This window comes from Mesorhizobium sp. NPDC059025 (assembly GCF_042739655.1).
GTDB lineage: Bacteria > Pseudomonadota > Alphaproteobacteria > Rhizobiales > Rhizobiaceae > Mesorhizobium.
Map to the genome: position 1 here is coordinate 18,439 of NZ_JBHYIM010000018.1, position 13,968 is coordinate 32,406.

Annotated in this window: 13 protein-coding genes; 9 read left to right on the plus strand and 4 right to left on the minus strand. The window is 63.2% G+C overall.

Annotated features, from left to right (window positions below; translation table 11 throughout):
- Positions 1-76 precede the first annotated feature (76 nt).
- From ACFWYE_RS28315 to ACFWYE_RS28355, 9 genes are read left to right on the plus strand one after another with little or no spacing between them, the layout of a single operon-like run.
- Positions 77-1,270: an ROK family protein gene (locus tag ACFWYE_RS28315; protein WP_379115407.1), complete on the plus strand. Its 1,194-nt coding sequence runs from the start codon at positions 77-79 to the stop codon at positions 1,268-1,270.
- Positions 1,271-2,614 carry a hypothetical protein gene (locus ACFWYE_RS28320; RefSeq protein WP_379115408.1) on the plus strand — a complete coding sequence of 448 codons (1,344 nt, stop codon included), beginning with the start codon at positions 1,271-1,273 and terminating at the stop codon, positions 2,612-2,614.
- Complete coding sequence (locus ACFWYE_RS28325) at positions 2,607-4,556, plus strand: TIM-barrel domain-containing protein (RefSeq protein ID WP_379115409.1); 1,950 nt, start codon at positions 2,607-2,609, stop codon at positions 4,554-4,556. Before ACFWYE_RS28320 ends, ACFWYE_RS28325 begins: the two co-directional genes overlap by 8 nt.
- Before the next feature lie 57 nt (positions 4,557-4,613).
- A complete protein-coding gene (locus tag ACFWYE_RS28330; RefSeq protein WP_379115410.1) occupies positions 4,614-5,840 on the plus strand; it encodes an ABC transporter substrate-binding protein in 1,227 nt (408 codons plus the stop codon).
- Positions 5,841-6,785 carry a carbohydrate ABC transporter permease gene (locus ACFWYE_RS28335; RefSeq protein WP_379115411.1) on the plus strand — a complete coding sequence of 315 codons (945 nt, stop codon included), beginning with the start codon at positions 5,841-5,843 and terminating at the stop codon, positions 6,783-6,785.
- 1 nt (position 6,786) lies between these two features.
- Complete coding sequence (locus ACFWYE_RS28340; protein ID WP_379115412.1) at positions 6,787-7,683, plus strand: carbohydrate ABC transporter permease; 897 nt, start codon at positions 6,787-6,789, stop codon at positions 7,681-7,683.
- 18 nt (positions 7,684-7,701) lie between these two features.
- On the plus strand, positions 7,702-8,832 hold the full coding sequence (locus ACFWYE_RS28345; protein WP_379115413.1) for a mandelate racemase/muconate lactonizing enzyme family protein: 1,131 nt from the start codon (positions 7,702-7,704) through the stop codon (positions 8,830-8,832).
- 43 nt (positions 8,833-8,875) lie between these two features.
- On the plus strand, positions 8,876-9,688 hold the full coding sequence (locus ACFWYE_RS28350) for a creatininase family protein (RefSeq protein ID WP_379115414.1): 813 nt from the start codon (positions 8,876-8,878) through the stop codon (positions 9,686-9,688).
- Positions 9,689-9,707: 19 nt separating this feature from the next.
- Positions 9,708-11,117 carry an FAD-binding oxidoreductase gene (locus ACFWYE_RS28355; protein WP_379115416.1) on the plus strand — a complete coding sequence of 470 codons (1,410 nt, stop codon included), beginning with the start codon at positions 9,708-9,710 and terminating at the stop codon, positions 11,115-11,117.
- Between the two features lie 84 nt (positions 11,118-11,201).
- Here the strand turns inward: ACFWYE_RS28355 and ACFWYE_RS28360 are convergent, their stop codons facing one another.
- The 4 genes from ACFWYE_RS28360 to ACFWYE_RS28375 are packed head-to-tail and all read right to left on the minus strand — an operon-like array spanning position 11,202 to position 13,958.
- Positions 11,202-11,537, minus strand: coding sequence for a cupin domain-containing protein (locus ACFWYE_RS28360; protein ID WP_379115417.1), 336 nt, complete (start codon positions 11,535-11,537; stop codon positions 11,202-11,204).
- A gap of 18 nt (positions 11,538-11,555) precedes the next feature.
- A complete protein-coding gene (kduD, locus tag ACFWYE_RS28365; protein WP_379115418.1) occupies positions 11,556-12,320 on the minus strand; it encodes a 2-dehydro-3-deoxy-D-gluconate 5-dehydrogenase KduD in 765 nt (254 codons plus the stop codon).
- Entirely contained in the window at positions 12,317-13,162 is an 846-nt protein-coding gene (kduI, locus tag ACFWYE_RS28370) for a 5-dehydro-4-deoxy-D-glucuronate isomerase (RefSeq protein ID WP_379115419.1), read from the minus strand. The genes kduD and kduI overlap by 4 nt, the downstream gene beginning before the upstream one ends.
- Before the next feature lie 22 nt (positions 13,163-13,184).
- Positions 13,185-13,958 carry a FadR/GntR family transcriptional regulator gene (locus ACFWYE_RS28375; RefSeq protein WP_379115420.1) on the minus strand — a complete coding sequence of 258 codons (774 nt, stop codon included), beginning with the start codon at positions 13,956-13,958 and terminating at the stop codon, positions 13,185-13,187.
- Positions 13,959-13,968 lie beyond the last annotated feature (10 nt).

The following is a 13,968-nucleotide window of genomic DNA, read 5'->3' on the forward strand; positions in this document are numbered from 1 at the left end:
TTCTTCTCTCGCTCCCCGTTGACAACGGCCATTTTTAAAGCAGGATAATTACACTGTGTAAATATGTGATCCCAGAATGTCCGGTCGATTTGTTCCACGCAGCCGAAGGGAAACGCGAGCCAGCGTTCTGGAGAGCCTTCTGCGATCGAAAGGCGCGTTCCGAACCGGAATCGCACGAGATTCCAATCTCACGGAAGCCAGCGTCTCGAGAATCCTCAACGAACTGCGCAAGGAGAACATCGTCGAGGAGAAGCGTCAGCAAACCAGCAATGCAGGCGCACCGACCGCTTTCGTTACACTAAGCAAAGATATTGCTGTCCTTGGCATCGAACTGTCCAACAGCCGGCTTTCCTTCGGTGTCGGAGACCTGAAGGGGACGCTGGATTACGTCGAACGCGTGCCGGCATCGCCGCAGCTTTCGCAGCAGGAATTCGAACGTCTCTTCGCCGAGGGCACCGCGAATGTCCGCGAGTGGATCGGCGCGCGCGGCATCGCGTTGCGCCAGGCGGCAATGTCCATCCCCGGCTTCGGACGCGAAGGCGGCAATCCGATCTATCCCTGGGATATGAACCGTCTTGCGCAATCCCTGGGTGCGGCACTGCCGGGCGTGCCGCTGACATTCACCAATTCTGTGATCGCCCAGGCTGCGTTCCATCGCTATTCGCATCCGGCCGGCTATGGCATTTCGGGCGACCACCTCTTCCTGTTCGCGGGACATGGCGTGGCCGGGGTCATCGTCAATGACGCGGCACCCGTCGATGCATTCTCTGCTTTCGAGATCGGCCACATGGTGATCGAGCGCGATGGTTTGCCGTGCCGCTGTGGCCACAAGGGCTGCCTGGAGGCCTACACGTCGCTGCGCGCCATTTCGCCGATCATCGGCTTGAGCGATGCGGACATCCTGACGAAGGGCGACCGTTTCATGGAGGCGCTGAGCGTCGATCCAGCCGCCCGCGAAGCGCTCCGCGAGCGGCAGTTCCTGCTCGGGCTGGCCCTCGGCAACGCGCTCAACCTGCATTCCGTCCCCAAGGTCGTCGTCAGCGGCTGGCCCTCGCTGATGCCGGAGGTCGATCGCACGGCGATCGCTGACGGGCTGAACCAGAGCCTGCTTGGCGGCTATTCGCCGGAGCGCCTGGAGCTCTCGTTCATCGAACCCTTGATCGGCAACGACCCTAAGGCGGCGCTGCACTATGCGGCCTACTGTTTCGTACGTGGCGGTGCACTGGACGACAAGACCGGTCAACATGCCACGCTGGAGGAGATCGCCTGAATGTTGACCCAGAACCCGCAGGCCACCGGGCGTGTCGGTGTTGTCTTTGTCGCCTCGCCGCTGTTTTCGGAAGCCGCGGCAACCGAATTGATAACGCACACCTCGGCGCTTCTCGGCTCGGAGCGGCTGGCCGGCCAGTTCGCCATTGCATCGAAACTGGCGCGTGACCGCGCAAGCTGCAGCGAAGCATTCGAGCAATTTGACCTCGATAACCTGGACGCACTCATCATTCAGCTCTCCACCTTCGCGACTGCGGAATTGCTGCATGAAGCACTTTCGCATCTCGGTGAGCGTCGCCTGCCTATCGCCCTGTGGGCGCTGGAGGAGACGGACCAGATCATCACCAACTCGCTGTGCGGCGTGCAGCTCTGGGCTTCGACCCTGACGCGGTTCGGGCGCGGTTTCACGCTTTTGCTCGGCAATCCCGACGATGCCGAACTGGCCAAGGACCTGACCGCCTTCACCGCAGCGTCCCGTGCGCACGGGCGCATTCGCGGCGCCCGCATCGCCCTTGTCGGAGCGCATGCCGACTGGTTCACCAACCTGGCTGTCGATCCGTGGACGATCCGCCGGCATCTGGACGTGACGATCGAGCAGATGACGCTGGTCAAATTCCTCGACGGCTGCAAGGCCGAGCCTGAGGCCGAGGCCGTGGCCAGCAAGCGCTGGGCGGAGGCGAGTTTCGACGGCGGTGATGACGAGGTGGGACGCGCCACGCTCGGCCGCACCTATGCGCGGCTTGCGGCGGGACTGGACAAGGTCAAGGCCGATGCCATCGCGATCCGCGACTGGCCAGAGATCCTCTATGCCGAGAACTTCAAGGGGACCTGGGGAGCGCTTGGCGAGTTGTCCGATCGCTCTGTACCGCTTGCGCCGGAAGGGGATGTCATGGGCGCCGTCACGGCCCTGGTCGCCCGCGCATTCGACGAAGCCTCCCTGCCCTTCCTGACGGACATCTCCGGCATCGATCGTCACAACGACAGGCTGGTGCTCTGGCACTATGGCGTAAGCCCGCGCCTGGCCGATGGGCCACGTTCGCTCGACCCCGTGCTAAAGCAGGAGACCTTTCCGCTGAAAGCCGGACCAATGACCTTGATGCGCCTGTCGCTGCGTGCCGACGGGCAGTTGCGCATCTTCGTCAGCGAGGGCGAGATGCTGGCCCAGCAATCGCAAGCCAATCGTGCTGCCGGTTTCTTCAGGCCAGACAGGGCCGATTCAGAAACCCTGATCCGCCACTTCATCGATGAAGGCTACGAACACCACGTCACCGCCGTGTACGGGCGCTGGGCCAACGCGGTGCTACATCTCGGTCGCCAGCTTGGCGTGCAGGTCGACCATGTCTGAGACGATGGGCAGAGCAAACTTTCCGGCCGGCGCGGCATACCGACCGATCGGCCTCGGCTGGCGTACCGCCGGCGGATCGTGGACAAGTGGTGCCTTCGAACAAAGCGGCGAACTTTCCGTATCGACGACGCGACGAGGCGACAGCCGACACATCGTTGCAACGCATCCGCAGGCCGAAGCGATGGAGATCGTCTTCGCGGTGCCAAAGGCATTCCAGGCTTTCGGCGGTGGCGAACGCTTCGAGACGCTGAACCTGCGCGGCCAGTCGGTGCGGTACTATCTCGAGAATTTCGGCCTCGGCAACGGCACCTACCTGCCGTCACCCTGGATTGCCACCTCGCTCGGCTACGCCGTCTATCTGCCTGGCGAGGCGGCTGCGATATTCCATGTCGCGGCTCCGTTCGACCCGAACGTCCTGCGCATTCAGATCGAGGGAAACCGACTCGAGCTCGAGATCGATCTCGGCACCCTGGACCAGCTCTATCTGGCACTGATCGAACGCATCGGCCCGCCGATACTGCCGGAGGATTCCTTCTTCGGCCTGTGGAAGGCCGGAGACTGGCGCATTGAGAATGCCAGGACCGTGGAGGCCGACATTGCGGGCTACCGCAACCTCTCCCTGCCAATGGCGGTCAAGCTGATCGATGCCTACTGGGCAAGCGAGGTCCATTCCTTCGAATTCGACACCGCGAAGTATCCCGACGCCTGGGACATGGTCACCCGCATGGCCGCGGATGGCACGGATATTTACCTATGGCTGTGTCCCTGGGTGGTCGTCGGCACGAAATCGTTCACCTATGCCAGCACAAAGGGCTACACGATCAGGGACGCGGAAGGCTCAGCCATCACCCGCAGGCCCGGCGCCAATCCCAACATCGTCGCCGCCTTGATCGACTTCTCCAATGCGGAGGCCAGCGCCTGGTGGTCGAATAATTTGCGGAAACTGCTCGAGCGCGGCATCAAGGGCTTCAAGGCGGATTTCGGCGAGCAGCTTCCCGAACACGCACTGCTGCATTCCGGGGAAACGGGCGGACAGGCTCACAATGCCTTCGTCCGCTATTACCTCGAGGCGACAATCGCTGCTTTCGACGGGAGAACTCCGGCCATCATCAGCCGCTCGGGCTCGCCGCGCGTTCGCGCCCCGATCTGGAGCGGCGACCAGACCTCCGACTTCTGCCCCAAGACCGGCCTGCCCTCGGCGGTCCGCGCCGCGCAAAGTGCCGCTTTCGCAGGCTGGTCGTTCGTCGGCAGTGATCTCGGCGGCTACTTCGGCACGCCGACCACGCAGGTCTTTGCGCGATGGGCGCAGTTCTCCTGCTTCACGCCGCTGATGATGCTGCACGGACTGGGTTGCCGCGAGCCGTGGGACATGGATGCCACATCCGTCGCGGTGTATGACGACTACGCGCGCCTGCATCTTTCCTTGCTGCCGGTGTTCCAACGTCATGGGCACGTGGCCGCAAGCGGCGGCCTGCCACTGCTGCGCATGATGCCGTTGTCCTTTCCGCAGGTGGACTGGTCGGCGATCAACGATTGGGATCAGCAATACATGCTGGGCGACGACATACTGGTCGCGCCGGTCGCCTTCTACGGCAATACGCGGGCGGTCTACCTGCCCGAAGGAAGCTGGTTCGATGTGCTTTCCGGCACCTATGTCGACGGGTCGACCTGGCGCATCCACGACGTCCCCCTCGACAGGATGCCTATCTTCATCCGCAAGGGCGCCCGCCTTGTGCTGGCGCTTGATGCGCAGACGCGGCGCGCGGTGGAGATCGTTTTCGCCGAGCAGGCTTCGAAGACGCCGCAAGGACAGGACGGCTGGTCCGTGGAGGCGGTCGGCATCGTGAAAGGCGCCAACAAGGGCGGGACATCGGAGCCTGAACTGGCCGTGTTCTCGAAGTGGTTCGGCGCCGACATCGAATGGATAAGCGTCATGACTTAATCCGCCACCGTGAAGCCTTGGGAGAAGGTTTGCGGCGGGCATAAGTGGAGGAGAAACATGAGGAACGTGCTGAAGAGTGGCGCCATGGCCGCCGCGATCGTGGCCGGGATGGGAACGGCACCCGGTTGGGCCGACAATCTGGTGCTCTGGGTGAACGCGCCGTTGGCGTCCGGCCCGGATGCACCGCTTTATGCCGAGCTCAAGAAGTTCGAAGCGGAAACCGGCAACAAGGTCGAGGTGCAGGCCGTTCCGCACATGGAGATGGAGCGCAACCTGTTCGTTGCCATGTCCGGCGGTGCCGGGCCCGACGTCATGGCGCTGGACATCGCCTGGGTGGCCGGGCTTGCCGATGCGGGACTGCTGATGGACATCACCGAGCAGTCCGCGCCGCTGGCGGCGCAGTTCCAGCCAGGTCCCCTCGCGGGCGGCCGCTACCAGGGCAAGCAATATGCCCTGCCGCTCTACACCAACAACGCAGCCCTGATCGTCAATGACAAGATGCTGGCGCGGGCTGGCATCGACAAGGCCCCGACCACCTGGGAAGAGTTGCGGGCGGCGGCCGTGGCGATGACCAACGCTGAAAAAGGCACCTACGGCATCAGCTTCGGCTCCAACCGCATGGGCGCCTTCCAGCTCTATCCCTTCATCTGGCAGGCCGGTGGCGAGATCATCGACGACAAAGGCAAGTCGCATGTCACCGATCCGGAAGCGGTCGCGGCGGTCGACTTCCTGGCCAGGCTCTACACGCAAGACAAGGCGATGCCGGAGTCGGTGCTGACGGCCGGCAACTGGGACGAAGTCCACGCCCCGTTCATCCAGGAGCGCGCCGGAATGGTGATCAGCGGCGACTGGGCGATCTCCGCCATCAAGAAGAACGCGCCAAACCTGGCCTTCTCGATCCACCCTCTGCCCAAGGGCAAACAAGACGCCACAGTCATCGGTGGCTACAACCTTGCCATCCGCCAGGGTACCGCCTCGCCCAAGGCAGCGTTCCAACTGGTCGAATGGCTCACCGCCGAACACAGCATCGAACTGATGGGCAAATATGAGCGCCTGTCAGCGACCGCTGCGGCAGCGACACCCGAAGCAATCGCCAAGCTGCCGAAGGAAATGCAGCCCTTCATGGCGCAAGCCGGCGCGGGTCACCCCCGTCCCGTCGTTGCCTCCTGGAGCGAGATGCATGGCGTGTTGGGCAATATGTGGGATGCCGTCATACGTGGAAAGCCGGCGGCAGAGGCCCTGGCGGAAGCCAACGCGGAAATCGAGAACCTGCTGGCCAAATAAATGACGACGCGCGCGCGAGAAACGACGAGACTGAAACCGCACTGGTCCTCGATTTTCGAGAACGGCACAGGTGCACGTCTCTACCCTTATCTCATGGTCATGCCGGCCATCCTGATTGCCATCGGGGTGGTGGTCTATCCGGTGGTATCCGGCATCACTTCGGCCTTCTACGACGTGACCCTGCGCACGCTGAACAGCGGCGATATGCCCTTCGTCGGCGTGCGCAATTTCGAACGAGTCTTCGCCGATCCGAATTTCGTGCGCGCTTCGATCAACACGGTGATCTGGGTGGTGCTGAATGTCGTGGCGCAACTCGGACTCGGCCTCGCCCTGGCGTTGCTGCTGCACCGCATCGTTCCGGGCATCGGCTTCTTCCGGTCCGGCATACTGGTGCCATGGGTAGTACCGAGCGTCGTCGCCGTGCTGACATGGCGCTGGATGTATGACCCCAGCGTCGGCATCGTGAACGAGATGCTCGTGCGGCTGGGCGTCATCAACGACTACCATCCCTGGCTCGGTGATACTGCCACAGCGCTCTACGCCGTGACGGTAGAGAGCATCTGGAAAGGGACACCGTTCGTGATGCTGCTCCTGCTGGCCGCCCTGCAACTCGTGCCCAAATCCATTCTGGAAGCCGCATCGATGGACGGAGCTTCGGGCTGGCGGATGCTGTGGCATGTGATCCTGCCGCAGATCCGCGTCTCCTTCGCCATCGCCGCCGTGCTGACCTTCATCCTCACGGTGAACAACTTCAATGCGATCTGGTTGATGACAGAGGGCGGACCGCTCAACTCGTCCGAGATTCTGTTCACTCTGGCCTACAAATACGGCTTCCAGCGCTTCGACCTCGGCAGGGCATCAGCCGTCGCGACCATGCTGTTCGTTGGGCTGGTCATCGCCACCACGATCTACCTGAAACTCATCCAGGCCAGGGAAGCCGACTGAGATGTCGACATCCTCTCCGGCACGCCAGACGGCACGGGACCGCTCCAGCGCTCCCCTCAAGCGAAGACGCACGCCCAAACCGGTGCGCCTGGTGCTGCTCTATGCCGGCCTGTGGGCCGCCTTCATCTGGTGCATCTTTCCTTTCTACTGGATGATCGCGACGTCGTTGCGCGCAAAGGACGAGATCTTCGCGCGGCCGCCCTCGATCGTGCCGCACACCATCACCTTGCAGAACTATGTCGACCTGCTGGTCGGCGCGCAGTTCTGGCGCTTTGCGCTGAACAGCCTGTTCCTGACGCTGAGTGTCACCGTCGTCACCGTCCTGCTGTCGGTCACCGCCGGCTATGCCATGGCGCGCCACCGCTTCAAGGGCTCGGTGATGCTCCCGCTGTTCATGCTCTACGGGCAGATGTTCCCGCCGGTGCTGCTGCTGATCCCCTTCTACATCCAGCTGAAGTTCCTCGGCTGGCTGGATAGCCTCTTCGGCCTGATCCCGGTCTATCTGAGCTACATGCTGCCGCTGTGCGTCTGGCTGATGCGCGGGTTCTTCGCCCAGGTACCGCATTCGCTGGAGGATGCCGCGCGACTGGACGGCTGCACGCGCTGGCAGGCCTTCTGGCGCGTTATCCTGCCAATGGCGCGGCCGGGCATCGTCGCGGTGGCGACCTGGGTGATGATCCACACCTGGAACGAGTTCCTTTACGCCTCCACCTTCATCCTGTCGGAAAAGAACCGCACGCTGCCGCTGGGTCTCTCCGGGCTGATCGGCCAATACACCACAGACTGGGGCATGCTGATGGCTGGCGGCGTGGTGACGGCGGCACCCATCCTGCTAATTTTCTTCTTCCTTCAGAAGCACCTCGTTGCCGGCGTCGGCGGCGGTGCCGTGAAGGGCTGATCCCGGAAAGGCGTCACCATGTCCCAGATCAAAAACGTGCAGGCTTTCGCGCTGTCCTGCCCGACACCGGGCGGAGCGACCTTCGCCGTCGGTCGTTCGGCCAAACGCGACATGGTGCTGGTCCGCATCGAGACGCAGGACGGCATCGTCGGCTACGGCGAGGCGCATCATGCCCAGACGCCCAGCACGATCGCCGCCTTCATCAACGACGCCCTCGGTCCTTCGATCATCGGCCTGGAAGCCCATGAGACCGAGGCGATCTGGGACAGGAGCTATCGCCGTTTCATTGCAACACACGGCCCGGGTGCCGCCGCCGTGATTGGTCTTTCAGGCGTCGATCTCGCTCTCTGGGACATCAAGGGCAAGGACCTCGGCCAGCCGGTCTACAGGCTGCTTGGCGGCAAGCGGCGACCGATCCCGGCCTATGCCGGCGGGATCAGCCTCGGCTTCCAGCCGGTCGAGGAGCTTACGGCGGAGATCGAGCGCTACATCGCCCAGGGCTACAACTTCATGAAGCTGCGTGTCGGCGACACGCTGGAAAAGGACCTCGAGCGTGTCGCCGGCGTACGCGCAGCATTCGGTGACGCCATCGTGCTGGCCGCGGATGCCGGTACCCGCTACCGCACGGCGGACGTCCACCGCATCGCCGAGATATGCGAAGCCGGCAGGCTGGCATGGCTGGAGGAGCCATTTACGCCCGATAACGTGCCAGGCTACCGGCGCCTGCGCGACATCACCTCGACACCACTCGCCGCGGGCGAAAACCACTTCACCCGCCATGAGCTGCGCGCGCTGATCAGCGAGCAGGTGATCCAGTTCGTGCAGGCAGATTGCTGCAAGACCGGCGGCATCACCGAAATCCTGAAGATCGCCGCGCTCGCCGGCGCCTGGCACCTGCAGTTCGCACCGCATACGAGCGCGTCGGTGCTGAGCACCGCGGCATCCGCCCATGTCCTGTCCGTCGCACCGAACGCCTTCATCTACGAAGCCGACGTGTCGGCTATCAACGCGTTCAGGGATGAGCTCGGCAGTCCGATCAAAGTCGTTGACGGCACGATCAGCGCACCGGAAGGGCCAGGGCTCGGCGTCGAGATCGACGAGAGCCTGATCGGGAAATATCCGTTCATTCCCGGCGCGTCCTACCAATAGGCCGGCAGATGACGATTCTGAACATTCAGCCCGGGATATCCGCATGACACGCCGCGCCTCCTACTGGGCAGATCTATCGCGCCCTGGCTTTGCTGCGCTGGATCGGGCGCGCACGATCTGTGTCCTGCCCGTCGGCGCCATTGAGCAGCATGGGCCTCACCTGCCGGTTTCGGTCGATCGCGATCTCGCCGAGGCGGTGCTGGAGCGGACCCTTGCCCAGCTGGACGACGGCCCGTCGATCCTGGCCCTGCCCGGCTTTGCCTATGGCAAGAGCAATGAGCACGGCACGATTGCGGGGACGCTTTCGCTGTCGGCCGCAACCTTGCTCGCGATCCTGGACGACCTCGCCCATAGCCTGGCAAAAACCGGCTTCCGCAGGCTCGTCCTGCTCAATGCCCATGGCGGCAACACCCCGGTACTCGAGATCGCAGCCCGTGACCTCAAGATCGCTTACGGGCTGAGGATCGCCACCTGCCACTGGTACAATTTCAACGAGGCCGAGCGGCATGGCGATGCCCGCGAAAGCACCTTCGGCATCCATGCAGGCCTGATCGAGACAAGCGCCATGCTGGCGCTGAAACCGGCGCTCGTAGCAATGGATCGGGCGGACGACTTCGCCAATCAGGCGGAGACCTGGCAGCGCGACTTTACTCATATCGGCCTTTCGCCCGGCCGCGCCCGGCCCGCCTGGACGATCGAAGACCTCAGCGCTCCAGGCGCGTGCGGCAATGCTGCTACGGCTACGCCGGCGATCGGAGAGCAGCTCCTGGAAACGGCGGCTCGCAACTTCGCGCGTTTCCTCGGTGAATTCGAGCGCTTCTGCGACCAGCAAGATCAACGGGACCGAGCGCATTGAAAAAGCGGCGGGAAGAAACATGTCCATCTCGGGAAAGAATGACATCGACTGGAAAGCCTTTGCCAAGGTGCTGGGCAATGTCGAAACCATCGACACGCCCTCGGTGGTGAAGAAGCGCTCGCGCGACTTCTTCTGGTACAGCCCTATCCTCAGCCGCGAGTTGTCGTCGTGCTTCGGCGATCTGGTGGCGGTGCCGAAATCGATGGAAGAGCTGTCGAAATGTCTGGCCACCGCCTTCGACTGGAGCGTGCCGATCGTGCTGAGAGGCGGCGGCACCGGCAATTACGGCCAGGCCGTCCCGATGCAGGGCGGGCTGATCGTCGACATGACCAGCCTGAACCGCATCCTCGAGATCGGAAGCGACACGGTCCGCGTGGAAGCCGGCGCCAGGATAGGTTCAATCAACGAGGCGCTGGCCGGGAAAGGCCGGGAACTGCCGCTGTTTCCCTCGACCGAAGCGATCGCCACGATCGGCGGCTTCATCGCCGGCGGTTCGGGCGGAATCGGCTCGATCCGTCATGGCATGCTGCGCGACGGCAAGAACATCGAGCGCATCGCGGCCCTCTCCGTCGAGCACGAGCCCAGGCAGCACGAGTTCACCGGCAAGGACATCTCGGCGATCCACCATGCCTGGGGCCTGAATGGCGTGATCACCGACCTCGTGCTGGGTACGGTGCCTTCCGCACGGTGGATCAACATCATCGCCGCATTCGACACTTACAGGCACGCCTTCGAGGCGGGGATCGCGCTCGGTTCAGCGCGGCAGATCGACCTGAAGCTGCTGACCACGATCGACAGGCGCATCGCCGCATCGATCACGAAACTCGGCGATATCGCAACACGCCGGCGCGACCTGCTGCTTGTCATGGTCGCCGAGGCAGATGCCGACGAGGCATTGCGCCTGATATCGCAGCATGGCGGCGTCAAGGAGCTCGCACTCGACAATGCGGCGTTGAAAGCATCGGACCTGCCGGCGCTTTCAGAATTCTCCTACAACCACACCACACTGCAGGTGCTGAAGCAGGATCGCAGCGTCACCAATCTGCAGGTCACGTTCCGGCCGCCGCTCGACGGCGCCAGGATCGACGAGCTGCAGCCGATACTGGGTGACGAGGTGCTCATGCATCACGAATTCGCCCTGCTCAACGACCAGCTCGTGGCTTTCGATCTGCCGGTGGTGCGCTACACGACGGACGAGCGCCTGTTCGAACTCGCCAGGATCTATGACGACCACGGTTGCCCGACCTCTAACCCGCATGTGCCTTATGTGGAAGGTGGTTCCATGAAACCGGATTTCCGTCACCTCGCCTGGAAGAAGCGGCTCGATCCACGCGGGTTGCTGAATTCGGCGAAATCGCGGCTCTGGGACGAGGTTAAGCACCTTCCGGCCGAAGAGATCGAACAGCTGTCGAGCCGCAAGGCATCGTGAGCCTGCGTCCCACACGGCCTGGAGCATTTTGGTTTTTACGCAATACCGGACGGAAAACCGCTACGCACATTTCCTGGAATTGCTCTAGATGAAATCGGCCCGGTGCGGCGTGAAACTGTCGACAAGACGGCCCGCTTCGAGCGCCTTGACCCCATGGACGAGGTTGGACGGCACGATGAAGGAGTCGCCTACACCGAGTGTTTCCGTCCTGCCGTCTATGGTCACCTCGAAGCGTCCTTCGGCGACATAGCTTGCCTGCACGTGCGCATGCGAATGCAGGGCGCCGACGCCGCCTTTCTCGAAGCCGAACTCGACCATCATCAGCTCGTCGGTATTGACCAGCACGCGACGGCGATTGCCATCCGGCGTAGCAACCCATTCACGATCGACCGCGCGGGAAAAGACCTCGATCTCTGTCACAAGCCGAACTCCTTCTGATCAACGGGCGAGCCAGCCGCCATCCACCGGCACGACTGCGCCGTGCATGTATTTCGAAGCCGGCGCCAGCAGGAAGACGGCGGCGTCGCCGATGTCGCTGGCCTCACCCCAGCGACCCGCCGGGATGCGGCCGAGGATCGCGGAGTTACGGTCGGGATCATTGCGCAGCACCTCGGTGTTGTTGCTGACGATATAGCCGGGTGCGATGGCGTTGACGTTGATGCCCCTGGCCGCCCATTCGTTGGCAAGCAGCCGGGTGACGCCGAGCACGCCATGCTTGGAGGCTGTGTAGGAAGCAACCCGGATGCCACCCTGGAAAGACAGCATCGAGGCGATGTTGACGACGCGGCCGGTTCGGTTGGCCGCCAGCACCTTGCGGGCGAAGGCCTGGGTGAGGAAGAACAGGGATTTCAGATTGACATCCATCACGTCGTCCCAGTCCTGTTCACTGAAGTCGATCGCATCACCACGGCGGATGATGCCGGCATTGTTGACGATGCCGTCGATCGGCCCGTGTTCGGCCCAGGCCGCAGCCAGCATCGCCGCGGCGGCCTCGTGATCGGACAGGTCGCAGGCGATCGGCGTAAAGGAAGCACCAACCGACGCCAGTTGCGCCGCCGTCTCGTCCATGGCCGAGCGGCCGACACCGAGCACGTGGGCGCCAGCCTTGCCGGCCGAAACGGCGATGCCCTGGCCGATGCCTGTGTTGGCGCCAGTCACCAGGATGCGCTGGCCCTGCAGGCTGAAGGCGGAAAGATCGCTCACCGCAGCTCACCAATATCGACCGGGTCGACATCGGTGTAGTCGACATTGTCGCCCGCCATCGCCCAGATGAAGGCGTAGTTGGAGGTGCCGGCACCGGAATGGATCGACCAGCCCGGCGACAGCACCGCTTCCTCGTTCTTCATGATGATGTGGCGGGTTTCATCGGGCTCGCCCATGAAATGGAACACGCGCGCGCTGTCGGCGAGATCGAAATAGAGATAGGCCTCCATGCGCCGGTCGTGCACATGGCATGGCATGGTGTTCCACACCGAGCCCGGCGCCAGTTGCGTCATGCCGACGACCAGCTGGCATGTCTTCGCGCCCTCCGGATGGATGAACTGGAAGATCGAGCGTTCGTTCGAGGTCTGCTGGCTGCCGAGGTCGAGCCGTCGGGCATCGGCGATCCGTATCAGCCTTGCAGGCAGTTCCTGATGCGCTGGCGCGCTCAGCAGGTAGAATTTCGCCGGGGTCTGCGGATCGGTCGATGCGAAGGCAACGGTCTCGGTGCCCTTGCCGACATAGACCATGTCGCGGGTGCCGACTGCGAAGGTCTCACCGCCTGCCTGCACGGTGCCGGCACCGCCGATGTTGACGGCGATCAGTTCGCGCCGGTCGAGGAAATTCTTCGTTCCGGTCGGCTTGATCGCCTCCAGCACGAGTGGTGTTGCCAGCGGAACCGCGCCACCGACGACCATGCGGTCGTAGTGGGTGTAAGTGAGATGGACAGCACCGGCATGAAAGAGATCGCCGATATGGAAGTTGTGGCGCAACTCGTCCGTGCCCATGGCCGCCGCGGCATTGGGGTCGATGGCATAACGGGACGAATAGCTGGTGACTGTCATTTCGGGATGCTTCTCTCTGCGGTCAGGGCTTCTTGGGTAACTTCTCGGCGGCCAGATATTCCGCCTGCTGGGTGGTGAGGCGCTGGCGGTAGCGGTCCTGCGCAGCGATCAGGTGCGCGCGCATGGCGGCCCGCGCTGCATCGGGATCGCCCGCCGATATCGCCTGCAGGATCAGAAGATGCTCACGCTGCAGGCCAGTCAGATAGTCGTTCGACAGCACTTCGACCGAGTACCAGGGCGAAGCGCGGTCGCAGGGAATGGTGCGGTCGCCGAGCGCGTCGAGGATCTCGACATAGAATGGATTGTTGGTGGCAGAAGCGATCTCGCGATGGAAGGCGAAATCGGCCTTGCCGGTGGGTTCGCCGAGATGCAGCAGGCGGTCGAATTCGAAGAAGGCTTCCTGGATCAGGGCTTCCTGCGCGGCATTGCGGCGCATCGCTGCCAGCCCCGCGCTCTCGATCTCGATGCCCATGCGCACTTCCAGCACATTGATCGCCTGGCTGACCTTCTTGATCTCCTGGCTGAAGGACGAGAACGTCAGCGTCGGATGTTCGAGCACGAAGACGCCGGCGCCCTGCCTGGATTCCACCAGGCCATCAGCGGAAAGGCTCGCCATGGCCTCGCGGATCACGGTGCGCGAAACGCCGAAGGTCTCCGTCATCTGCCCTTCCGTCGGCAGTTTCTGGCCGGGCATGATCTGGCCGCCGACGATCTGGGCGCGCAAGGTCGCCACCACGCGCTCGGCGAGCTTGGGTTTGCGTTCGATACGAAGGTCTTCGACGGTTTCCGATGCCATGATCAAACGC